The organism is Austwickia chelonae (assembly GCF_003391095.1).
GTDB lineage: Bacteria > Actinomycetota > Actinomycetes > Actinomycetales > Dermatophilaceae > Austwickia > Austwickia chelonae_A.
This window is the reverse complement of sequence record NZ_CP031447.1, coordinates 1,428,552-1,451,118: the sequence shown is the minus strand read 5'-3', so window position 1 is coordinate 1,451,118 and position 22,567 is coordinate 1,428,552. Positions and strand designations below refer to the sequence as shown.

Annotated in this window: 19 protein-coding genes, 1 tRNA gene and 1 pseudogene; 4 read left to right on the top strand and 17 right to left on the bottom strand. The window is 65.6% G+C overall.

Annotated elements, in window-relative coordinates:
- Nucleotides 1–7: 7 nt before the first annotated feature.
- The 4 genes from DX923_RS16920 to DX923_RS06400 all read right to left on the bottom strand — a co-directional run bounded on the left by DX923_RS16920 (nucleotide 8) and on the right by DX923_RS06400 (nucleotide 4,175).
- A complete protein-coding gene (locus tag DX923_RS16920) occupies nucleotides 8–1,060 on the bottom strand; it encodes an iron-siderophore ABC transporter substrate-binding protein (protein ID WP_116113526.1) in 1,053 nt (350 codons plus the stop codon).
- Nucleotides 1,061–1,147: 87 nt separating this feature from the next.
- Nucleotides 1,148–2,005 carry an ABC transporter ATP-binding protein gene (locus tag DX923_RS06410; RefSeq protein WP_116113524.1) on the bottom strand — a complete coding sequence of 286 codons (858 nt, stop codon included), beginning with the start codon at nucleotides 2,003–2,005 and terminating at the stop codon, nucleotides 1,148–1,150.
- Between the two features lie 56 nt (nucleotides 2,006–2,061).
- A complete protein-coding gene (locus DX923_RS06405) occupies nucleotides 2,062–3,120 on the bottom strand; it encodes a FecCD family ABC transporter permease (protein ID WP_116113522.1) in 1,059 nt (352 codons plus the stop codon).
- On the bottom strand, nucleotides 3,117–4,175 hold the full coding sequence (locus DX923_RS06400; protein ID WP_116113521.1) for a FecCD family ABC transporter permease: 1,059 nt from the start codon (nucleotides 4,173–4,175) through the stop codon (nucleotides 3,117–3,119). The genes DX923_RS06405 and DX923_RS06400 overlap by 4 nt, the downstream gene beginning before the upstream one ends.
- Before the next feature lie 115 nt (nucleotides 4,176–4,290).
- Between DX923_RS06400 and DX923_RS06395 the strand changes: the two genes are divergently transcribed.
- Nucleotides 4,291–5,238: a methionyl-tRNA formyltransferase gene (locus DX923_RS06395; RefSeq protein ID WP_116113519.1), complete on the top strand. Its 948-nt coding sequence runs from the start codon at nucleotides 4,291–4,293 to the stop codon at nucleotides 5,236–5,238.
- Nucleotides 5,239–5,241: 3 nt separating this feature from the next.
- Entirely contained in the window at nucleotides 5,242–5,760 is a 519-nt protein-coding gene (locus DX923_RS16135) for a hypothetical protein (RefSeq protein WP_162872820.1), read from the top strand.
- Nucleotides 5,761–5,867: 107 nt separating this feature from the next.
- On the opposite strand, the pseudogene DX923_RS06385 reads toward DX923_RS16135, so the two are convergent.
- A pseudogene (locus DX923_RS06385) lies at nucleotides 5,868–6,752 on the bottom strand (ISL3 family transposase); the annotation flags it as partial.
- 337 nt (nucleotides 6,753–7,089) lie between these two features.
- On the opposite strand from DX923_RS06385, the gene DX923_RS06380 reads away from it, so the two are divergent.
- Nucleotides 7,090–7,527, top strand: coding sequence for an SRPBCC family protein (locus tag DX923_RS06380; protein WP_116113516.1), 438 nt, complete (start codon nucleotides 7,090–7,092; stop codon nucleotides 7,525–7,527).
- Nucleotides 7,528–7,838: 311 nt separating this feature from the next.
- On the opposite strand, the gene DX923_RS06375 is transcribed toward DX923_RS06380, so the two are convergent.
- From DX923_RS06375 to DX923_RS06325, 11 genes are all read right to left on the bottom strand, one after another.
- Nucleotides 7,839–7,912 (bottom strand) — tRNA-Pro (locus DX923_RS06375).
- Between the two features lie 102 nt (nucleotides 7,913–8,014).
- Nucleotides 8,015–9,481 (bottom strand): ribosome biogenesis GTPase Der, encoded by a 1,467-nt coding sequence (gene der, locus DX923_RS06370; protein WP_116113514.1) that lies wholly within the window; start codon nucleotides 9,479–9,481, stop codon nucleotides 8,015–8,017.
- A gap of 55 nt (nucleotides 9,482–9,536) precedes the next feature.
- Entirely contained in the window at nucleotides 9,537–10,265 is a 729-nt protein-coding gene (cmk, locus tag DX923_RS06365; RefSeq protein WP_116113513.1) for a (d)CMP kinase, read from the bottom strand.
- Between the two features lie 26 nt (nucleotides 10,266–10,291).
- Nucleotides 10,292–11,413 (bottom strand): prephenate dehydrogenase, encoded by a 1,122-nt coding sequence (locus DX923_RS06360; RefSeq protein ID WP_116113511.1) that lies wholly within the window; start codon nucleotides 11,411–11,413, stop codon nucleotides 10,292–10,294.
- Nucleotides 11,410–12,411 (bottom strand): pseudouridine synthase, encoded by a 1,002-nt coding sequence (locus DX923_RS06355; protein WP_116113510.1) that lies wholly within the window; start codon nucleotides 12,409–12,411, stop codon nucleotides 11,410–11,412. Before DX923_RS06355 ends, DX923_RS06360 begins: the two co-directional genes overlap by 4 nt.
- The gene (gene scpB / locus DX923_RS06350; protein ID WP_240322776.1) at nucleotides 12,408–13,046 is read right to left on the bottom strand and encodes an SMC-Scp complex subunit ScpB; all 639 of its coding nucleotides are present in this window, start codon (nucleotides 13,044–13,046) and stop codon (nucleotides 12,408–12,410) included. Before scpB ends, DX923_RS06355 begins: the two co-directional genes overlap by 4 nt.
- The gene (locus DX923_RS06345; protein WP_162872819.1) at nucleotides 13,043–13,951 is read right to left on the bottom strand and encodes a segregation and condensation protein A; all 909 of its coding nucleotides are present in this window, start codon (nucleotides 13,949–13,951) and stop codon (nucleotides 13,043–13,045) included. The genes scpB and DX923_RS06345 overlap by 4 nt, the downstream gene beginning before the upstream one ends.
- 44 nt (nucleotides 13,952–13,995) lie before the next feature.
- Nucleotides 13,996–14,925 (bottom strand): ParA family protein, encoded by a 930-nt coding sequence (locus DX923_RS06340; protein WP_116113508.1) that lies wholly within the window; start codon nucleotides 14,923–14,925, stop codon nucleotides 13,996–13,998.
- 65 nt (nucleotides 14,926–14,990) lie between these two features.
- Nucleotides 14,991–15,926 carry a site-specific tyrosine recombinase XerD gene (gene xerD / locus DX923_RS06335; RefSeq protein WP_116113506.1) on the bottom strand — a complete coding sequence of 312 codons (936 nt, stop codon included), beginning with the start codon at nucleotides 15,924–15,926 and terminating at the stop codon, nucleotides 14,991–14,993.
- 390 nt (nucleotides 15,927–16,316) lie between these two features.
- Nucleotides 16,317–17,675: a histidine--tRNA ligase gene (gene hisS / locus DX923_RS06330; RefSeq protein WP_116113504.1), complete on the bottom strand. Its 1,359-nt coding sequence runs from the start codon at nucleotides 17,673–17,675 to the stop codon at nucleotides 16,317–16,319.
- 49 nt (nucleotides 17,676–17,724) lie between these two features.
- Nucleotides 17,725–18,423, bottom strand: coding sequence for an MBL fold metallo-hydrolase (locus DX923_RS06325; RefSeq protein WP_116113502.1), 699 nt, complete (start codon nucleotides 18,421–18,423; stop codon nucleotides 17,725–17,727).
- A gap of 160 nt (nucleotides 18,424–18,583) precedes the next feature.
- On the opposite strand from DX923_RS06325, the gene DX923_RS06320 reads away from it, so the two are divergent.
- The gene (locus DX923_RS06320; protein WP_116113501.1) at nucleotides 18,584–20,017 is read left to right on the top strand and encodes a DUF349 domain-containing protein; all 1,434 of its coding nucleotides are present in this window, start codon (nucleotides 18,584–18,586) and stop codon (nucleotides 20,015–20,017) included.
- A gap of 109 nt (nucleotides 20,018–20,126) precedes the next feature.
- Here DX923_RS06320 and DX923_RS06315 read toward each other — a convergent pair whose 3' ends face one another.
- Nucleotides 20,127–22,550 (bottom strand): RelA/SpoT family protein, encoded by a 2,424-nt coding sequence (locus DX923_RS06315; protein ID WP_240322775.1) that lies wholly within the window; start codon nucleotides 22,548–22,550, stop codon nucleotides 20,127–20,129.
- Between the last annotated feature and the right edge of the window lie 17 nt (nucleotides 22,551–22,567).

The window sequence follows — 22,567 nt, the reverse complement described above, 5'->3', positions numbered from 1 at the left end:
TCGCTTCTTACTTGGCTGCTGCTGCGACGACCTGGTCGATGGCGTACGGCAGGGAGAGCAGCGTGGATTGGGACATCGCGGCGCCGACGGCGGGTCCTTCGCTGTCGAGCAGGTAGGCGACCTTGTTGTTCTTGGTGACCTTGAGGTTGGCGAAGAGGTCGTACTTCTTCAGCGCGTCGGTGTCCTCTTGGTCGTTGATGACGAAGACGCGGTCGACGTCGATGAGGTCCATCCGTTCCGGGGAGAGCGGGGTGAAGAATTTCTCTCCGGCGATCTTGTCGATCTCGGTCTGTCCTTTGAAGCCCATCCCGGTCAGGAGCTGGCTGCGGACGTCGGTGGTGGTGAAGGGTGCGGCTGCTCCCTTGTACCAGGACAGGGCGACCGCGGTCTGGTTGGCGAACTCGGGGTGCTTCTTCTTGGCTGTGTCGAGTTTGTCCTGGATGCCTTGGATCAGTTTCTTGCCTTCGTTCTCCTGACCGAGCGCTTTGGCGATGTGGACGGCATTGTCCTGCCAGGGCGCGCTGAAGGGTTTCTTCTCGGCTTTGGTCCGGCCGACGGTGGGGGCGATCTGGGAGAGCTTGCCGTAGGCGGCGTCGTCGATCTCGGAGTAAACCGCGATGATCAGGTCGGGTCGTAGGGAGGCGATCTTCTCGAAGTTGGGGCCGGGGTCTCCGTTGGTCATGACGACCTCGGGTTTGGTGTCTCCCCACTTGTCTTTCACCCAGGGCCATTGGGTGTTGATGTCCGGGCTCTTGCCTGCCGGGTTCTTGTACTGGTCGACCATGCCGACCGGTTTGATACCCAGGGCGAGGACGGCTTGGTCGTCGGTGTAGCCGACGGTGACGACGCGCTGGGGGGCTTTGGAGACCGTGGTGGAGCCGAAGGTGTGTTCCACCGTGACGGGGAAGGTGCCTGCGGCGGAGGACTTCGCCCCGTCGTCCTTCTTGTCCTTGGCTGCGGTGCCGCATCCGACGAGGAGGCCCATGCCGAGGGCCAGAGCGGAGGCGGTCGCCGCTAGGCGGCGCCATGGCTTGCGGGGTGTCGTGCTGTCGTGACGCATCCGAAGTACCTTGCTTTCGTGCTGGCCGATGGTGCCCTGTGGGAAGAGCAGGACGATCCTACCTTGTTCAACTAAGGTTAGGCTCACCTAAATAAGGGCGTTCTCCTTCGGGAGTCCTACGTGGGCTCGCCCGATCGGCACGACGAGCGGACGCCCCCCCACCGGGTCGGCAATCACCTCGGCGTGCAGGCCGAAGGCCTCACGGAGCAGCTCGACAGTCACCACATCCGCCGGGTGGCCCTGGGCCAGAATCGAACCCGCCTTCATCACGATCAAGTTGTCGCTGTACCGGGCGGCCAGGTTCAGGTCGTGCAGCACCATGACGACAGTCCGACCCGAGGCACGCAGGTCGTCGACCAGATCGAGGACATCGACGGCGTGCGCCAGGTCCAGGTAAGTGGTGGGTTCGTCGAGCAGCAACAGGTCGGTGCCCTGCGCGAGGGTCATCGAGATCCAGGCTCGCTGCCGTTGCCCCCCGGAGAGCGTGTCCACGGCCCGGCCCCCCAGGTCGGAGATCCCGGTCATCTCCAGTGCCCGCTCCACGACGACGGCATCATCCGCCGACCACTGCCGCAGCCAACTCTGATGAGGGTGTCTGCCCCGCGCCACGAGATCTGCCACGGTGAGGCCTTCCGGCGCGGTCGGCGACTGGGGAAGCAGCCCGAGCTTCTTCGCCACATCCCTGGTCTTGAGCCGGCCGATGTCCTCCCCGTCGAGCACGACCGAACCACTCGTCGGTTTCAGCAGCCGCGCCAAGGTGCGCAACAGGGTGGACTTGCCACACCCGTTGGGCCCGATGATGGTCGTCACCACCCCCGAGGGGATCGACACCTCCAGGTCGTCGATGACGGCCCGTTCGCCGTAACCGACGGTGATCCCCCTGGCCGCCAGGCGTGGGTCACCACCTGTCCGGGGCGGGGTCCCGACGGAGAACTGAACGACCACGTCCACCCCTCTGCAACGACAGTGAAATATGCTTAGGCTTACCTAAAACTTAGCATCTATCGGCGGTTCGCCCGCACCAGCAGGTATACGAGGAAAGGGCCACCGACCGCGGCGGTGACCACACCCACCGGGGGCACGATCGGCAGAGCCGTACGAGCCACCAGATCCGCCCCGATCAGCAACAACGAACCCACCGCGCAGGAGGCGACGAGCGGCGGGACCGGAGATCGTGTCAGACGCCGCGCCACATGCGGCGCGACCAGTGCCACGAAGGGCACCGGCCCGGCCGCACTCACCGCGACACCGGCCAAGAGCACCGCACACAGCAGGAGAACAGCCCGCACCATCCCATGACGTACCCCGAGCCCGGCCGCCACGTCATCACCCAGGTGCAAGGGCTTCAGCTCGAAGGACACCACGGCGACGACGACCGTCAGCCCGAGGGCTCCCCAAGCGGCCAGCGAGACCTCGTCCCAGGACCGGTTGTCCAGCGACCCCACCAGCCAGGCCTGGGCGCGCGCCACATCCCGGATGTCGGCGGTGGTCAGCAGCCAGGTGGTGATCGCCTGGGTCACCGCACTCACCGAGATCCCGATGAGGATGAGCCGAAAACCGTCGATACCCTTCCGCCAAGCCAGGAGGTACACCAGCAGACCGGTCCCCAGACCGCCGACGAGCGCCGCTGCCGACAGGCCGATGGCCCCGGCGATCACGGTGGAGGCTCCCCCGGAGACGGTCACCAGGAAGACTGCGACCATGCTGGCACCGCCGGTCACCCCCAGGATGTCCGGGCTGGCCAGTGGGTTACGGGCGAGTGACTGGGTCAAGGCGCCGGAGAGGCCGAGCGCAGCACCGACGACGAGCCCGGCCAGCGCCCGAGGCATCCGCAGGTCCATGACCACGAAACGGTCGACCCGCTCGCCCTCACCGAGGAGCACGGAGACCACCTGGGAGAAGGTCAGCGAGAAGTCCCCCAGGGTGATGGACAGGCAGAACACCGGGAAGGTCGCCGCGGCCAAGAGCGCCGTGACCAGGACCATCCGGGGTCGCCACACGAAGGACAGCCGGCCGAGTCGTACGCCGGGCATCACGGCCGATCTCGTTGTCGGATTCATGCGTTCGTGAACTTTCCACGTCGGACCAGCACGGCGAAGAAGGGCGCCCCGATCAGGGCGACGAGCACCCCTGCTTCCAATTCGGCGGGTTGCACCACCAGCCGCCCGACGATGTCGCAGACCAGCAGGATCAACCCGCCGAGCAGCCCCGCGTAGGGCACCAGCCACCGGTAGTCGGGGCCGGCGAGATAACGGGCGAGATGGGCGACCATCAGCCCGAGGAAGGCGATGGGCCCGCAGGCAGCGGTGGCCGCCCCGGCCAGCAAGGTGATCGCGAGGATCCCGACGGCCCGGACGAGGGCGAGATTCACCCCCAGCGCGAGGGCCACGTCGTCGCCCATGGTGAGCAGGTTCACCGCCGGTAGGGTGACCAGCGCCAACACCAGACCGGCCAGGATGAACAACGACAGGGGCCAGATGACGTCGAACGGGACCCCGGCCACCGATCCGGCATTCCAGAACCGGAGAGCGTTGAGGGCTTCCCGGTCGGACAGGGCGATCACGGTCGTCATCGCAGCGAAGAAAACGGCGACGCCCTGACCGGTGAGCGCAAGGGTCAACGGGTCGCCCGCCCCTCGCCCGATGCTGGACAGACCGAAGACGAGCGCTCCGGTGACAGCCGCCCCCAGGAGCGCGAACCAGACGTACTGGAAAGGATTGGCGAAGCCGAGGAAGGAGATCGCGGACACCACGGCGAAGGAGGCTCCGCTGTTCAGCCCGAGCAGGCCGGTATCGGCGATCGGATTGCGGGTATAGCCCTGGACCAGGGCGCCACCGACGCCCAGCGCGATCCCCGCGACGATCGCGAGCACGGTCCGGGGCACGCGGACGTTCTGGACGATGAGCCTGATCTCGGTGGCCCGCTGGTCGGGATCCGGTGGCGCGAAGAGCCCTTGGCGGACTTCGTCGAGAGTCAGGGCGCGCGCGCCGGTGATGACGGACAGCACGGTGACGGCCAGGAGGCCGACGACGAGAAGGATCAGTCCGACGATCCGACGCCGTCGGGCAGCCAGTGCCGTGGGACGCGTCGGGCGGTCGAGATGTGTTGCGCCCATGGGGAGGCAGACTATCCCGGCACGACCCGCGAGAGGGCACCCGGACCATTGCGCAAGTTAGGTAAGCCTTGCTTTACTGGCGCCTGGCCATGCTGCCCTTCCGAGGAGGAACCCGATGCGGGTCGTCATGTTCGGCTATCAAACCTGGGGTCATCGCACCCTGAAGGCCCTGCTGGATTCGGAGCACGACGTCGTCATGGTCGTGACCCACCCCCAGAGCGATCACGCCTACGAGAGGATCTGGAGCGACTCCGTCGCCGATCTCGCCACCGAACACGGCGTCCCGGTCGTCATCCGACAACGCCCCGACGACGACGGACTGTTCCACCAACTCGCCGAGGTCTCCCCTGACATCATCGTCGCCAACAACTGGCGCACCTGGATCCCCCCACGCATCTACACCCTCCCGCGGCACGGCACGCTGAACATCCACGACTCCCTGCTCCCCAAGTACGCCGGGTTCTCTCCGCTGATCTGGGCTCTGATCAACGGAGAATCCGAAGTCGGAGTCACCGCACACATGATGAACGAAGGGCTCGACGCCGGCGACATCGTCAGCCAGCACGCCGTCGCCGTCGGCCCCACCGACACCGCCACCGACCTGTTCCACAAGACAGTCGACCTGATCGCCCCGACCACCCTCGACGCGCTCGAGATCATCGCTGCCGGGCAGACCGAGTTCACCCCGCAGGACCGCTCCCAGGCGACCTTCTTCCACAAACGCGCCGAGGAGGACATCCGCATCGACTGGGCCTGGCCCGCCGACGCGCTGGAACGTCTCGTCCGGGCGCAATCCGCCCCGTACCCGTCGGCTTTCACCTTCCACCGGGGCGCCCGCCTGGAGATCGTCTCCGCCGTCGTCTCCGAGGGACGTTACGGCGGCACCCCCGGCCGCATCTTCTACCGCGAAGGCGACGGCGTGGTGATCGTCGCCGGAGCCGACGCCCGCACCGGCCGCAACCACGGCCTGGCAGTGACCCGGGTCCGCACCGAGGACGGACGGGAGCTGCCAGCAGCAGAGTACTTCACCTCCATGGGTGGATATCTGACCAACCGGGCGTGAGCAGTGGCTGCGGTGGCGCTCCGTCACCGCAGCCACTGTCCCACGCCCCACGAAAAAGCCCTGGCAAGGATTTCCCCTCGCCAGGGCTTCAGCATTCCGGAACAACGGGCTTTGAGCCTGCGGCCTCTCAAGGAAAAGAATCAGATGCCTACGAGAGTTTCTTTAAAAGACGGACGCACTCTTGACATCAAGAAAGGGTCGCGCCTTGTAGTAGATGACGGTTATCTACTCGTTCACACTGGAGAATCCCGAGAAGGTCACCCTTCTTTGGTAGCAGCTTTTGCTGCCGGACAATGGATCTCTGGAGTCGCCACAGATACGGATGAAATGCATATGGAATCAATCGATCCTGCGACGAAGATCGAGCCTCAGCCGATGGACATCGACGATGCACTTCAACAGGTGATTGAGCTAGTAAATAACGAAAAGATTCCAGTAGATCAGGCCTGCGGCCTAGTGGAAGAGAGCACGGGAATCAAGGTATCTCGAAGCCGGTATTACCGGAAGATGCGCACAACCTGACTCCTCCAGGTAGATGTCGCATGGTCGGCTGGCCTGGCGGCCGACATCGATGGCGTGCAGACCGAGATGGGGGCAAGCCGCTCGCATGCCCTACTCCCTATGCCGGCTCATCCGAATTGAGGGTGTAGTCGGGGTCTGAACCCGCCGGCTTCGAGGAGGCTGCGGGCGATGTAGTGGGTGAGGTTGCGGAAGCCGAGGGCGGACCCGCGCAGGTGTTCGAGGCGGCCGTTGATGGCCTCGGTGGGGCCGTTGCTGGTGCCGGGGCGGTCGAAGAAGGCCAGGACGTCGTCGGCGTGTTTCTTCAGTGTCCGCCCGAGCGTGATGAGCTCGGTGAGCGCGCGGGGAACGCCGCCCTCGAGGGCGTCGATGACGGCTCGTATCTGTTTCTTCCCGTTGGCGCGGTCGGGGTCGCGGTAGGCGGCGATCATCCGCTGGTAGATGCCCCAGGTCGCTTCGACCTCGACATGCTCGGGCCTGTCGAACAGGGCGACCAGGCGGGTCTGCTGTTTCTCGGTGAGCAGGTCAGCGCCCGTGTGCAGGGTCTGTCGGGCCTGGTAGAGCGGGTCGCCCTTGAATCCGCGATGGCCGTGCAGGTCCAGCTGGACTCGGCGGCGGCACCGGTCCAGTGCGTCCCTGGCCAGGCGGACGACGTGGAAGGGGTCCATCACCGCGACCACCTGCGGGATCTCTTCGGCGGCGGCCTTGAACCCGGTGAACCCGTCCATCGCGACGACCTCGAGTCCGTCGCGCCACGTCTGGTCGCGGCCGGTCAGCCAGGTCTTGAAGACCGCTTTGGAGCGGCCCTCGATCATGTCCAGCAACCGGGCCGGGCCGGTGCCCTCGCGCACCGGGGTCAGGTCGATGACGACGGTGACGTACTTGTCCCCGCGGCGGGTGTGGCGCCACACGTGCTCATCGACGCCGATCACCCGCACCCCGTCGAACCGCGCGGGGTCGCTGATCAGGACCCGGCGGCCCTCGTCCAGGACCGCTTTGTCGGGCAGAAGGCGTTGGCCGGTGATGATCAGGCCGAGGTCGCTCACGCCGGTGAACATGGCCAGATCAGGGCAGGTGAAGGTAGCGTCGCGCACGTCGAGGTCTTCTTGGATGGCTGGTGTAGGAACCTTCATCCTCGGAAGGCCTCGACGCCTACCCCGGCACCGACGCGCCCACCCCCTACTGCCGCATGATGGCCGCCCGACCTACACCATCAATTGGGAAGAGCCCCTATGCCCAGAAGGCCATCCGATGAAACATCTGAGCTAGGGTTGTGTGAGATCTCCATGTCAATGTCGCGCGGGATCACTGTTCCACTGAATTGGAGGCATCATGGTTCACAGCACCTCAGTCACCATTTCCGTTGATCGGATGACAGCATGGGAAGTGATCTCAGACCCTGAGCGGTGGACCGAGTGGATGCCTGACGTCGATTCCGTCGAATACAAGAGTGGTGCCCGCGCAGATTACGGGAGCGAATACGCCGTGAAGGCTGGAATTTTTGCGAGCAACAACATCACTATTACTGAACATCACTCGCCCGACTGCATTTCCTGGAAGGCAGAGAACTCGGACGGCGCCATGACTCAAACCATTACGCTGAGCGCTAATGGTGATGGCACCCAAACAGCCTCCTTCACGCTCAGCATGGACAGCTTACTTTCCAAGGCGGTGGGGGTGTTCGCGGGAAGTTACTACGATAAACAACTCATCTCCCAGGCTGCCGCACTACGCGACTATTTCACCCAGCGAGACCCCAGCGTCAGATGACACTGTAAAACCACAGAAAGCGGAATCTGCGCCAACTAGCCCATCTGGATGACCGACGGCCTACGGAACATGCCATACGTCGCGTGGCCATCACCGGTGACCCCGGCATATGTCGCCGCGAGCGAGGCGATCACTGATCGCCGGTGTCCGCTGCCCCGACCGGATGGAGGTCGCTACCCTTTACAGCAACGATCTCTTTACCGAAAGAGATACCCCACATCTGATGGGCCATCTCCCATGGCATAGGACGCGTCACACAGGATAACGAAAAAGCCCTGGCAAGGATTTCTCCTCGCCAGGGCTTCAGACCGTCGGGACGACAGGATTTGAACCTGCGACCCCTTGACCCCCAGTCAAGTGCGCTACCAAGCTGCGCCACGTCCCGGTCTACTCATGCTTGAGCGAGAGAGAGCCTACCGCACAACAGCACGCGGAGACGAATCCCCCCGCCGGATGTGGTTTGACCAGGCAGAGCGCCCTGCCATGTCTACTTGCGGCGGCGCTTCTCCCGCACGCGCACGGAGATCTCGATCGGGGTGCCCTCGAATCCGAACTCCTCCCGGAGGCGCCGCTCCAGGAAGCGCCGGTAGCCCGCCTCGATGAAGCCGCTCGCGAAGACCACGAAGCGCGGCGGACGGGTGGACGCCTGCGTGGCGAACAGGATCCGCGGCTGCTTCCCGCCCCGCACCGGGTGCGGGTGCCCGGCCACGATCTCCCCCAGGAAGGCGTTCAGCCGCCCCGTGGGGATCCGGGTGTCCCAGGACTCCAAGGCCGTCTCCAGGGCCGGGACAAGCTTGTCGGTGTGCCTCCCGGTGCGCGCTGAGATGTTCACCCGGGGCGCCCAGGGCACCTGCACGAAATCTCGTTCGATCTCGCGCTCCAAGTAGTAGCGGCGTTCCTCGTCGAGGTTGTCCCACTTGTTGTAGGCGATGACCAGCGCCCGGCCGGCGTCGATGACCTGCTGCACGACGCGGACGTCCTGCTCGGCGATGGACTGCCCCGCATCGATGAGGACGACGGCGACCTCCGCCTTCTCCAGTGCGGTCTGAGTCCGCAACGAGGCGTAGAAATCAGCCCCGCGAGTCTGGTGCACCCGCCTGCGGATACCGGCGGTGTCCACGAAGCGCCAGGTCTTCCCACCCAGTTCGATGTACTCGTCGACCGGGTCACGGGTCGTGCCGGCCATGTCGTCGACGACGACCCGCTCCTCGTCGGCAAGTTTGTTCAACAGGCTCGACTTACCGACATTGGGCCGTCCCACCAGAGCGACCCTGCGGGGCCCGCCCCGCTGGTAGGCGCCGGCCACCGCCGACTTCTCCGGGAGCACCTCCAAGAGCGCGTCCAGGGCGTCACCGGTACCCCGCCCGTGCAGGGCCGACACCGGCCACGGCTCCCCCAGGCCCAGGTTCCACAGCATCGCCGCATCGGCTTCGCCACGCTGGTCGTCGACCTTGTTCGCCAGGAGGACCACCGGCTTGCCCGACATGCGCAGCAGCCGCACCACGGCCTCGTCGGTGTCGGTCGCGCCGACCGTGGCATCCACCACGAAAAGCACCGCATCGGCCAGTTCGATGGCCACCTCGGCCTGTTCGGCGACCCGCAGGTGGATGCCGCTCGCGTCGACCTCCCAACCGCCGGTGTCGACCAGGGTGAACTTCCGCCCCGTCCACTCCGCGTCATAGGCGACCCGGTCCCGGGTGACCCCCGGGACGTCCTCCACGACGGCCTCCCGTCGCCCGATGATCCGGTTCACCAAGGTCGACTTGCCGACATTGGGTCGCCCGATGATCGCCACCACGGGGACGGAGCCGTCCTCGTCGTCGGAGCCGTCTGAGGCTTCACCACCGGCGAGCAGCGTACGGTCGTCCTCCTCGAGTTCGAATTCCTCCAGTCCGGCCAGCAGTGCGGCAGTCACCGTCGCGTCGTCAGGGGCTGGGGTGGTGTCGCTGGTCACGCTACGTCCTCACTCATCGGGGTACGCCCGGGTCCGAACGGTCGGGCGACACCCTCTATTGTGCCCGGCCCGGCACCATGGCCAGAACTGCCGCGACCGACTCCTCGAAAGTCAGGTCGGAGGTGTCCAACAAGGTGACCCCTGGCGCGGCCTCCATGAAACGCGCCACCGCGGAGTCGTCCCGGTCCCGGCGGACCACCTGGTCGCGAGTCGACTCGACAGCCGCGGCACCGGCATCACCGTGCAGCTGCCGGGCACGGCGACGCAACCGGGCCTCCTCACTGGCGGTCAGCAACACCCGTACGTCGGCATCCGGAGCCACCACCGTGGTGATATCCCGGCCCTCCGCCACGATCCCCCGGCCGAGGCGGCCCTGCGCCACGTACTGCCGCTGCATCGCCACCATCTGGGAGCGCACTTCCAGGTTGGTCGCGACCCGCGAGACCACCGTGGAGATGACACTCTCCCGGATGGCCTCCCCGATGTCCTGACCATCGACCAGCACCGTCGGGGCTTGTGGGTCGGTCCCCATGACGAGGGGCAGCGTGCGGGCCACCGACCAGACTGCACCATGGTCGGCGACATCGACCTTCCGGTCGAGGCACCACCAGGCCAGGGCCCGGTACATGGCTCCGGTGTCCAGGTAGTCCAGACCCAGCCGGTGGGCCACCTGCCGGGAGACGCTGGACTTTCCGCTACCGGAAGGTCCATCGATCGCGATGACCAGCGCGGATCCTGATGTCTCGGTCGGAGTGGTGGTGTCTGCTGCAGGAAGGTCGCTCACGGAGCGAGCCTATCCGGCGGTTCCGCTCAGACGTGGACGGACCATCCCAGCGCGGTCAGCTCACGGGCGAGCGGATCGACAGCGGCCGGTAGAACGACCAACTCGACGGTGCCGACGGGACGCCCCACTCCGTGTTCGATTCGCAGGTCCTCCAGGTTCACGCCGGCGTCGCCGACCTCGGTGAGCAGCCGACCGATGGTGCCCGGGGTGTCCGGGACGACGACGGTGACCACGCCGTAGCGGGCCGAGGCCGCACCATGCTTGCCAGGGATACGGGCACGTCCAGACTGTCCGGTAGCCACCGCCCGGGCCAGCGCTGCCCGGGCGCCAGGAGCTTCATCTGGATCGTCGGCGAGCGCAGTCAAGGCGTCGAGGACGATGTTCAGGTCGTCGCGGAGCGCGGTGACGACATCGGCTACTGGGCGGGCGTTTCCGGCGAGGATCTGCGTCCACAGGGCAGGGTCGCTCTCGGCGATACGAGTGACATCGCGGACCCCTTGGCCGGAGAGTCCCACCGCGTCGGAGGGCAGGTCGCGCAGCCGAGCGGCGACGAGACTGGCGGCCAGCTGCGGAGTGTGGGAGACCGCAGCGACGGCTGCGTCATGGTCCTCCGCCGACATGTGCACGACCGAGCCCCCGGCTCGGGTGGCCATCCAAGCGACGGCGTCGACGGCCTCCGGGGCGGCGCCGGGGTGGGCACAGACCACCCAAGGACGCCCCTCGAAGAGGTCTTCACGGGCTGCGACGGCTCCGCTGCGTTCCCGTCCGGCCATGGGGTGCCCCCCGACATAGCGGGAAAGCGCTCCAGGGTCGGCTTCCTGGTCACGAAGCAGCCGGGAGGCCGTCCGCAGGACGGTGGCCTTCACCGAAGCCACATCGGTGACCACCGCTCGGGGCCACTGCCGCAGGGCGTGGACGACCACGGTGGCGACGACATCCGGCGGAGCGGCGACGACGACGAGGTCGGGCTCGTGGTCATCGGCGGCGGGGAGCCTGCCCGCGCCGAGATCACGGGCCAGGGCTGCCGCAGTGGGCGACGGATCGTCCAGGGTGACCTGGGCGCCGGCCCGGCGCAAGGCCAGACCGACGCTGGCGCCGATCAGTCCGGTTCCGACGACTCTGATGTGTCGGAGATCGGCGTGGTTCACAGCCCGGCCGCCGTGTACAGCGCGGCGATCTCCTTGCCGTTCAGGGGACGCATCCGGCCCGTCTTCAGGTCGCCGATCCGCACCGGGCCGACATTGGTGCGGGTCAGGGTGAGCACGGGGTGGCCGACGGCTTCCAGCAGTCGCCGCACGATGTGTTTCTTGCCCTCGTGGAGGACGACCTCGACGATGGCCTTCCCCGGCAGGGAGTCGATGAGTCGGAAGCTGTCGACGGCGACCACGCCGTCCTCCAGTTCCACTCCGGCGCGCAGGGTGCGGCCGACGTCGCGGCCGACCGGGCCGGGAACGGTCGCGATATAGGTCTTCGGCACCCCGTAGGACGGGTGTTGCAACCGGTTGGCCAGTTCGCCGTCGTTGGTGAGCAGCAGCAGACCGTCAGTGTCCGAGTCGAGTCGGCCGACGTGGAACAGTCGTTCGCTGCGTCCTTGGACGAGGTCGCCGACGCAGGGACGGCCCAGTTCGTCGCTCATCGTAGAGACCACGCCGAGTGGCTTGTTCAGCGCCAGGTAGACCCGGGAGGGGTCGAGTTGGATCCGTTCGCCGTCGACGCGCACCACCTGCCGCAATGGGTCGACCCGCACCCCCAGTTCGGTCACGGTCTGACCGTCGACGTCGACACGTCCGGCAGCGATGAGGAGCTCGCAGGTGCGGCGGCTGCCCACCCCGGCTCCGGCGAGCAGTTTCTGCAGGCGCACGCCATCGGGGTCGTGGACGTCCACGACCGGGGTGCGAGGCGTCGGCGCGGTCTTCATCGGGGTACGGCGACGACCGCTGACCGGGCGCCCCTTGCCACCGGTCTGGCCGCCTCCGGCGCGAGCGGGCCTACCTCGGCCTGCGGAGGCACCGCCGGAAGACTGACGAGCCTTCTTGCCCTGGCCGGACGAGCCGTGGGCCGGTTTCCCGGAAGAACCCCGCCGGGCCCCCTGTCCGCCGCCGGAACCGCGTCGTGCGCGGTCTCCCCTGTTTCCCTGTGTGTTCATGCGCCACCTTCCAATGCGATGTCCTCGACCATGTCGGCCTCAGGCAGATACGGTGCGAGTGCGGGCAGCTCGTCCAGGGAGGAGATGCCCAACCTGTCGAGGAAGTACTCGGTCGTCCCGTAGAGCACGGCACCGCGTTCGGGGTCAGTGCCGACTTCATGGATCAACCCTCGAGTTTGCAGTGTGCGGACGACACCGTCGACGTTGACCCCTCTGACCGCGCTGATCCTGGCGCGGGAGACCGGTTGCCGATAGGCGATCACCGCAAGTGTTTCCAGCGCTGCCTGGGACAGCCGGGCTCGTTGACCGTCCAGGACGAAACGTTCCACGACCGAGGCGTGCTCGTGACGAGCGTAATAGCGCCACCCCCCGTTGACATAACGGAGCGCGAAGCCGCGCCCTTCGTCGTCGTATTCCTGGGCCAGGCCGGTGACCAGAACATGCACCTCGGCTTCGGGCAGGCGGAGCGCTCTGGCCAGATCTTCCTCGCAGACCGGTTCTTCCACCACCATCAGCACGGCTTCAAGGGCGCTGCGGGCACCGCCAGGAAGGCTGTGGACGTCGGCATCTGTGGCGCCGACTCCTGCCGCTTGCCCGCCGACCTGCTCAAGGCTGCCGTTACGTTCCTGTCTCACTGCCTGCCGTCCCCTTGTCGTTCTCGGCCCGGCGCCTCGACCGAAGCCGGATATTCGTCTTCGTCCCAGCGGACGACATGCTCGCCGTCGCCCTCGGCAGGCCCGCTCCAGTGCACCGTCAACGGGCCGAGCGGGTCCGACTGGTCGAAGGTCACCACAGCGTCCCGGAAGAGTTCCAGCAGGACCAGAAAACGCGCGACGACGACCAGGACGGTCTCCGCGTCGGCGACCAGATCGGCGAAGGAGAGCGGCCCGTGGACCCGGAGCCGTTGCATCACGAGGAGAGCCTGTTCGCGCACGTTCACCTTCGCGGCGTGCAGATGTTCCACGGCGACGGCCGGGGGCGCTTTCGGGGTGATCGCTCCGGCAGCGATCCGCGCCAACCGGTCCGGATCCACGCCTAGCCTCAGTTCCGGGAGCAGCGTCGCGAAGCGTGCTTCCAACCCGGCTTGTCGAGGCATGGCACGACCCACGGTGTCCATCCGATCGGCGAAGATCACCGAGATCTCCTTGAAGGCCCGGTATTGGAGCAGCCGGGCGAAGAGGAGGTCCCTGGCTTCGATGAGTTCCAGGTCTTCTTCCTCGTCGCTCAGTCGCGGCAGCAGCCGGGCGGCTTTGAGATCGAGCAGGGTCGAGGCGACCAGGAGGAATTCCGTGGTCTCGGACAGGTCCCAGTCGTCACCGCATTGCTGCTGGGCCCGCAGGTGCGCGATGAAGTCGTCGGTCACTGCGGCCAGGGCGATCTCGGTGACATCCAGGCGTCTCTTGCCGATCAGCCCCAGGAGCAGGTCGAAGGGCCCGTCGAACTGGTCCAGGTGTACTTCGAAGGGCGTACTCGTTCCACGTTTGGTCAGCACACCTCCGGGGACGAGCTCTTCCCGGGCTGAGGAGGAAGGTCTCCTCATGTCCTCCGTGGAGGGGATGGTCGGTGTTGCTGCGGCCTGAGAGCTCAGGCTGCACCCCCTCGTGCGATGAGTTCCCAGGCGAGCTGCCGGTAGGACTCGGCCGCGCTGGTTCCCGGTGCATAGCTGGTGATGGGCTCAGCGGCGAGGGTGGCGTCCGGGAATTTGACCGTCCGGGTGATCACCGTGTGGAAGACCTGTTCCTGGAAGTGATCCACGACGCTGCGGACCACTTCGCGGCTGTGCAGGGTGCGTCCGTCGTACATGGTGGCGAGGATGCCGTCGATCTCCAGCCGGGGGTTGAGGCGGTCGCAGACTTTCTCGATGGTCTCCACCAGCAATGCGACACCACGCATGGCGAAGAATTCGCATTCGAGGGGGATCATCACCCCGTGTGCGGCGGTGAGGGCGTTGACCGTGAGTAAACCCAAGGACGGTTGGCAGTCGATCAGCACGACGTCGTATTCGTCGAGGACAGGTCTGATGGCTCGGGCCAGCACCATTTCGCGGGCGACCTCGCCGACGAGTTGTACTTCCGCTGCGGAAAGGTCGATATTCGCCGGGACCACATCGAGCCCTGATGTTCGCGTATGGACGATCACGTCGTGAATATCGTGGGATCGCTCCACCAGCAGATTGTAAATGGTCAGGTCTAATTCATTGGCGCGAATTCCCAAACCCACCGACAGGGCACCTTGGGGGTCGAAATCGATCAGCAGGACCTTGCGGCCGAGTTCGGCGAGCGCTGCCCCGAGATTAATCGTGGTCGTGGTTTTACCGACCCCGCCTTTTTGATTGCACATGGCGATGACCCTTGCCGGGCCATGTGCTGACAATGGTTGCGGTTCAGAGAAACTCGGCATCGGGCGACCTGTAGGTCCGACGAGTCCGAGGTCTTCGGCGTCGCTTCCCGGTAAATGGTCATGAAGAATCACGGATTCATGACCAGTAGTGCGACTGCCCACCTTCGAGCTCATGAATGCCCTCCAGTCGTGCTTGCGTTCGGCGTCACGCCAATCGTCTGACGACTCTATCAACGCCATCACCTAGCACGTGGATGCGTCTGCGCATAAACCTCACGCAGATGTTGCACGGTGACCAAGGTATAGATCTGTGTGGTGGCTACCGAGGCATGTCCGAGCAACTCTTGGACTACTCGCACATCCGCACCTCCTTCGAGCATATGGGTGGCAAACGAATGCCGGAGAGTATGGGGACTGACCGCATTCTTCAGGCCTGCACGTTCTGCAGCTCCTTGAAGAAGTGCCCAGGCGCTCTGCCGGGAGAGACGCCCTCCTCTTTGGTTGAGGAAAACGGCCGGACCAGGAATCTTTCCCCGGATCAGGCTCGGTCGTCCGCGGACGAGATAGGCACCGACGGCGTCACGTGCGTACTGCCCGACGGGAAGGACACGTTCCTTGCCGCCTTTGCCGCGCAACCGGACCGTTCCGGCATCGATGTCGATGTCGTCGACATCGAGCCCGATGGCCTCGCTGATGCGCGCACCCGATCCGTAGAGAAGCTCCAGGAGCGCCCGATCGCGCAAGGACACCGGCGTGTCGCCAAGGCTGGCGGCGGCGAGGAGGCGTTCGATGTCTGTGGTGGACATCGATTTGGGGAGGCGTTGGGCCGGTCGCGGCGGAGTGACATCGGCTCCGGGGTTGGTCGGGGTGGCACCTTCCAGGTAGAGGAAGCGGTGCAATCCCCGGACGGCCACCAAGGAGCGGGCGGCGGACGCGGCAGAGAGCGGAACCCTTCCGGGTCCACCTTCACGGAGGTCCACCAGGAAGTCGGTGACATCTCGCCGGGTGACCTTGTCGATCTGGGTGATCTCTCTGCGGGTCAAGAACTCCTGATATCGGCGCAAGTCGCGACCGTAGGAGAGCATGGTGTTCCGTGCGACGCCTTTTTCCACGCGCAGGTGGTCGAGCCAAGTACGCATGCTTGCCTCGAGGGCCGTGGCTCGGTCTGTGGTCACGGTCGAGTCCCCCTTGTGTTGTTCAGCCCCCCGGCTACTGAGTCGATCGTCCTACTCACGCCTGAATATGTCATGTCAGTTCCCGGAGAGTGACACCGCCTTGTCCAGATCCGTCCATTTCAGGACGAGTTACCTGATCACGACCGCTCGCAAGCAGGATCGGAACGAGCCCTCCGAGGACCGAAAAGGTTGCATTCCCAGCGGTTTACAGCTGGTTCCCGACCGGGATGCCCCGCAACGCCGACTGACGACCACATCCGAGGACCCCAGCCTGTGATCTCCATCACATAGAGGGGTAAGGCGTGTCATTATCCGGCCACTGCGGGCGCGTGCCTCGCTTCGAACAGAGGAAGAGCCCAGCGCCCGCAGAGACGAGAACCGACGAGCGACTCAGATCACCGAGACCACCTGAGGGAAAAGATCCTCCGTCGGAGGCGTCCAGGTCTCCGGGTCGGCCTCCACCTGCTCGCCACTACGAATGTCCTTCACCGAAGCGGGACGACAGATGCCCTCAGCATCCGTCCATTCGGGAAACCAGACGAACGGGATACCGCGGCGGTCAGCGAACTTGATCTGCTTCCCGAACTTCGCCGCACTCGGCGCCACTTCGCAGGCGATCCCCCGCTCCCGCAGCCTCGCGGCAATCCGCATCGCGGGTGCGCGCCCCTCCTCCGTGGCCAAAGAGACCAGAACGGCCGACGGAGTACGCCGGGTAGCCACCAGGGTCGGCATCAACTTCGCCACCAACCTGGAGACCCCGATCGAGATCCCGACACCCGGATAGGTCGTCCGGCCGTCGGCGGCCAAGGCGTCATAACGACCACCGGAACACACCGACCCGTAAGACTCCTGACCGATCAGCTGAGTCTCGTAGACCGTTCCGGTGTAATAGTCCAGACCGCGAGCGACCTTCAGGTCGGCGACCAACAACCCTGGCGCGTGCTCGGCCGCAGCTTCCATCACCGTGCTCAGCTGTTCGAGACCCTCCTCCAGCAGCGGGTGGACGACACCCAAGTCGCGCACACGATCCACGAACGAGGAATCCGAGGAAGAGATCGCTGCCAACGCCAGACAGTGAGCCGCTTGCTCCGGGGTACGACCGGCCTCCACCAGCATCGTGGAGCACACCTCCGGACCGACCTTGTCCAATTTGTCCACGATCCGCAGGACCGTCACGATCTCGCTCTCCGGAATCCCCAGGCCCAGGTAGAAGCCCTCCGGGATACGCCGGTTGTTGACCTGGATCCGGAAGGGGCCGATCGGGAGCTTGGAGAAGGCATCCGCGATGACCAGCGGAAGCTCCACCTCGTAGTGGAAGGGCAAGGAGCCCGCGTCGACGATGTCGATATCTGCCTGAGTGAACTCCCGGAAACGCCCGTCCTGAGGACGTTCCCCTCGCCACACCTTCTGGATCTGGTAGCGACGGAAGGGGAAGACCAGACGACCGGAGTTCTCCAACACGTACCGGGCGAAGGGCACCGTCAGATCGAAATGCAACCCCAGCGAGTCCTCACGTGACTGGTCGACCTCCTTGGCCGCCAACCGGTTCACACCGTAGATCTCCTTGTCCGCGTCACCGCCTTTCCCCAACAGACGGGACACCGGTTCCACGGCACGCGTCTCGATCCCCACGAAACCGTGGCTCTCGAACGTGGACCGGATGACGTCCAGGAAGTACTGCTCGACGATCCGCTGCTCCGGCAGCCACTCCGGGAAGCCCGACAACGGTGTGATCTTCTGCGAGTTCATAGGTATTGGGGATCCTCAAATCATGGTGACCGTGCATGGCCACCGCATCTCACAAAGACTGAAGGAAAGGGTTGTCCGACCGTTCATGACCGATCGTGGTCGCGGGGCCGTGGCCGGGCAGCACCAAGGTGTCGTCCGGTTGCGCAAGAACCACGTCGCGCAGGGTCGAGCGCATCACCTGGTCCGACCCACCGGGCAGGTCGGTCCGCCCGACACTCCCGGCGAAGAGCACGTCCCCGGAGAACAAGGTGCGGGACAGACCCGCCTCCGGGTCCACCCCCTCGGGAAGACCGTCGATCCCGAACATGACCGACCCTTCCGTATGACCCGGCGCATGCACCACCCGCACCGTCAGACCGGCCAAGGAGAGCTCGACCCCGTCGGCAAGTTCGACGATCTCCTCCGGATCACGCCAGGTCGCGACCCTGTTGCACTGGGGTCCCAACATCGCCGTCAGCTGCGGGTCCAACTGGGCCAGAGCGTCCTGAAGCCGGTAACGGTCCGCGCTGTGGACATGGGCGGCCACTGCGTGAGAATCACACACCGGAGTCACCGAGTAGGTGTGGTCGATGTGTCCATGCGTCAGCAGGACCGCCGCAGGTTTCAGCGCATGCTCGCTGAGCACCGACTCCAGACGGTCGACAACGCCGATACCAGGGTCGATGACGAGGCACTCCTCATGCGCGGCCTGGGCCACGACAAAACAGTTCGTCCCGAAAGCCGCAGCAGGAAAACCGATGACCAACACCTGCCCAGCCTACCGGCGCAGAGCGACGCGCCGTCACCGACTGATGGACTCGACCCTCCCTCCTTCCCCCACATGCGGCTATCGTGTCAGGCACGTTACTTTTTCGAACCGACGGACGCCTCCCGGCGCCGGTCGGTGTCCACTCAGGAAGGCCCCTGCCGTGTCCGAGCCGACCGCGCCGAACGCCTCACCCGACTCCACCCCGACGGTGGAGTCCACGGCCGCTGGCGAGACCTCGCCCGCAGCCGAAACCGCGAACCCTTCGCCCGCATCCCTGGCGAAGACTCCCCCTCCGAGCCCCGCGCAGGTGGCCGGACGTCTGCACCCCACCACCCCTGGAGTGCGATCCTCCGAGTTCGGTCGTGTGGCCGACGATGGCACCGTCTACGTGATCACCCCTGACGGCGAGAAGGACGTGGGCTCCTACCCCGGCGCCACACCCGAGGAAGCACTGGCGTACTTCACCCGGAAGTACGACGAGGTCAACGCCCAGGCCGATCTCCTCCTCCAGCGGGTCACCCAGACCGAGCTGTCCACCAAAGAAGCGACCGACGGCTTGGCCAAACTGCGCGAAACCGTCCAGGACCTCCGCGCTGTCGGCGACCTCGTCGCTCTGGCTGCCAAGGTGGAACATGTCGCCACCGCGGTCGAAGCCCGCAAGCAGGTGGAAGCCGCCGAACGCGCCCAAGCCCGTGAAGCCGCCACGGCACGCCGTGTCGAGATCGTCGAGGCGGCCGAGAAGATCGCGGCTCAGCCCGAGGAACGCATCCAGTGGAAGGCCAGCAGCGCCCAGATGCGTCAGCTGCTCGACGACTGGAAAACCGCGCAACGCGAGGGGCCCAAGCTCGACCGGGAGACCGAGCAGGCGCTGTGGCACCGGCTCTCCGGGGCCCGCAACAGCTTCGACAAGGTCCGTCGCGTCCACTTCGCGCAGCTGGGCAATGCCCAGGCTGCTGCGAAGACGGCCAAAGAGGAACTCGTCACCGAAGCCGAGAAACTCGCTCAGAGCACCGACTGGGGATCGACCGCAGGCGCCTTCAAACGTCTGATGGACCGGTGGCGCCAGGCCGGACGCGCCTCCCGGACCGACGACGATGCGCTCTGGGCCCGGTTCAAAGCCGCTCAGGACAGCTTCTTCGCCGCCAAGGACCAGGTCGTCGCCGCCGAGAACGAAGAATTCACGGCGAACCTCAAGGTCAAGGAAGAGCTGCTCAAGCAGGCCCAGGCACTGCTACCGGTCAAGGACCTCGACGCGACCAAGTCCTCCCTGCGCCAGCTGCAGGAGAAGTGGGATGCTGCCGGGAAGGTACCCCGGGCGGATCTCGACCGCATCGAGAAGGGCATGCGGCGTGTCGAAGCTGCTGTCCGCGAAGCGGAAGATCGCAAGTGGCAGCGCACCAACCCCGAGGTCGCCGCACGCGCCCAGAGCCTGGTCACCCAGCTCGAAGCAGCCTGCGACGGTCTGCGCGCCGACCTCGCCAAAGCTGAAGCCAGCGGCGATGCTCGCAAGATCAGCAAGGCCAAGGAGGCCCTCGAGGCCCGCGAGGCCTGGCTGGAACAGGCACGCAGCGGCCTGGCCGAATTCGGCGGCTGACGAGAAAACGTCGACGCTCTACGACACCGGGGCGGGCCCGGCGGAGAAGTTCTTCTTCGCCGGGCCCGCCCTCGTCAAAGCGCCGAACAATCCGACACCCGATCGAGCGTCACCCTCGGTGTTCGGGCCGTCCGCCCTTGATCCGGAAGACGTCGAAGACTCCATCGATCCGGCGCACGGCCCGAATCACGTGGTCGAGATGGCTCGGGTCCCCCATCTCGAAGGTCAGCCTTAGGCTCGCCACTCGATCGCGCGCCGTCTGCGCGGTCGCCGACAGGATGTTGACATGGTGGTCGGCCAAAACCCTGGTGACATCGGCCAAGAGCCCGCTCCGGTCCAAGGTCTCCACCTGAATGGCCACCAAGAACATGCTCCCCGAGGAGGGCGCCCACTCGACATCGATCAACCGATCCGGCTGGTCGTTCAACGTCGAGGCATTGGGGCAGTCCTTCCGGTGCACCGATACCCCGTGGCCTCGGGTGACGAAACCGATGATCTGGTCCCCCGGCACCGGCATACAACACTTGGCCAACTTGACCCACACGTCAGACGCCCCGACAACCACGACCCCCGGGTCGGTGGGTTTCCGGCTTCGCCCGCGACCGGGAACCGTTGCCTCAGCCATGTCTTCAGTGGCGCCCTCGGCACCACCATGCGCTGAGACCACCTTCTCCACGATGCTGTGCGCAGAGACGTGTCCCTCACCGACCGCCGCATACAAACTGTCGATATCGACGTAGCGCAGCTGCTGCACCACTGCAGCCATGGTTTCTCCGCCCATGAGCCGCTGCATCGGCAGATTCTGTTTCCGCATCGCCTTGGCGATGGCGTCCCGGCCGGACTCGATGGCTTCTTCCCTGCGCTCCTTGCTGAACCACTGACGGATCTTGTTCCGTGCCCGAGGGCTCTTCACAAAAGTCAGCCAGTCTCGTGACGGTCCCGCGCCATCGGCCTTGCTGGTGAGCACCTCGATGATGTCGCCATTGTCGAGGGTGCTCTCCAAAGGGACCAGGCGACCGTTCACCCTGGCCCCGATGCAGTGATGTCCGACCTCGGTGTGCACCGAGTACGCGAAATCGACCGGAGTCGCCCCGGCCGGAAGTGCCACCACCCCGCCCTTGGGCGTGAAGACATACACCTCACGGGTATTGATCTCGAATCTCAGGGATTCCAAGAATTCTCCGGGATCGGCCGTCTCCCGCTGCCAATCCAGCAACTGACGCAGCCAGGCCATGTCCGTCGTGTCGTCCTGAGGAGCTTCGGCCGCTTTCGAGCCGGTCTCCTTGTACTTCCAGTGCGCCGCGATACCGTACTCGGCCCGCCGGTGCATGGTGTGTGTCCGGATCTGGATCTCGACCGGCTTACCCTCCGGCCCCAGTACCGTCGTATGCAACGACTGGTACATGTTGAACTTCGGCATCGCGATGTAGTCCTTGAAACGCCCCGGCATGGGCTTCCACCGGGCGTGCATCGCCCCCAACGCGGCGTAACAGTCTCGCACCGAGTCCACCAACACCCGCACCGCGACCAGGTCGTAGATGTCCTCGAAGTCGCGCCCCCGCACGATCATCTTCTGATAGACCGAGTAGTAGTGCTTCGGACGCCCAGAGACCACGGCTGTGATCCTCGAGGTCTTCAGGTCGTCCGACACCTGCTGCTTGACCTGCGTCAGATATTCGTCACGTGCTGGTGCCCGCTCGGCGACCATCCGCACGATCTCCTCGTAGACCCGCGGGTACAACGTGGCGAACGACAGGTCTTCGAGCTCCCACTTGATCGTGTTCATGCCCAGCCGGTGCGCCAGCGGAGCGTAGATCTCCAGCGTCTCCTTGGCCTTCTTCTCCGCCGACCGTGGCGGGACGTACTTCCAGGTGCGCGCATTGTGCAATCGGTCTGACAGTTTGATCATGAGAACCCGGATGTCCCGGGCCATCGCGACGACCATCTTCCGCACGGTCTCGGCCTGCGCGGCTTCCCCGTACCTGACCTTGTCGAGCTTGGTGACCCCGTCGACCAGCATGGCGATCTCGTCACCGAAGTCACGACGGAGCTCGTCCAGCGAATAGGAAGTGTCCTCAACGGTGTCGTGCAGAAGCGCAGCGGCCAAGGTCGGCGGGGTCATCCCCAGCTCGGCCAGGATCAGGGTCACCGCGAGCGGGTGGGTGATGTACGGGTCGCCGCTCTTGCGTACCTGGCTTTCGTGGGCCCGCTCAGCAACTTCGTAGGCCCGCTCGATCACCCCGGTGTCAGCCTTCGGGTGGGTCTGCTTCACCACTCGGAGGATGGGTTCCAGAGCAGGATGGGCGTGGTGCCGCGGCCCCCCGAACCGAGCAAGCCTGGCTCGGACCCTCGAGGAGGACGACGCAGCTACCGGCGCCGTCGGAGGAAGAACTCCTACCGGGCCAGGGGCTTCCGGCTGGGGTGAAGCAGGTGCCGACGCACCAGGCTTCGGTGGCTGTTCACGATCGGGATCGACCGTCGTGCCAGCCACCGAAGAGCCTGTACGTGCCTGTGAGCCGTCGGCTGCATCCATGCACAGATGATAGTTGC

Coding starts and splice junctions, on each gene's coding strand:
- DX923_RS06355 (WP_116113510.1), bottom strand. CDS start 12,411: ATGAACACACAGGGAAACAGGGGAGACCGCGCACGACGCGGTTCCGGC.
- DX923_RS06380 (WP_116113516.1), top strand. CDS start 7,090: ATGGTTCACAGCACCTCAGTCACCATTTCCGTTGATCGGATGACAGCA.
- hisS (WP_116113504.1), bottom strand. CDS start 17,675: ATGAACTCGCAGAAGATCACACCGTTGTCGGGCTTCCCGGAGTGGCTG.
- DX923_RS06315 (WP_240322775.1), bottom strand. CDS start 22,550: ATGGATGCAGCCGACGGCTCACAGGCACGTACAGGCTCTTCGGTGGCT.
- DX923_RS06405 (WP_116113522.1), bottom strand. CDS start 3,120: ATGAATCCGACAACGAGATCGGCCGTGATGCCCGGCGTACGACTCGGC.
- DX923_RS06400 (WP_116113521.1), bottom strand. CDS start 4,175: ATGGGCGCAACACATCTCGACCGCCCGACGCGTCCCACGGCACTGGCT.
- DX923_RS06340 (WP_116113508.1), bottom strand. CDS start 14,925: ATGAGCTCGAAGGTGGGCAGTCGCACTACTGGTCATGAATCCGTGATT.
- DX923_RS16920 (WP_116113526.1), bottom strand. CDS start 1,060: ATGCGTCACGACAGCACGACACCCCGCAAGCCATGGCGCCGCCTAGCG.
- DX923_RS06395 (WP_116113519.1), top strand. CDS start 4,291: ATGCGGGTCGTCATGTTCGGCTATCAAACCTGGGGTCATCGCACCCTG.
- DX923_RS06345 (WP_162872819.1), bottom strand. CDS start 13,951: ATGAGGAGACCTTCCTCCTCAGCCCGGGAAGAGCTCGTCCCCGGAGGT.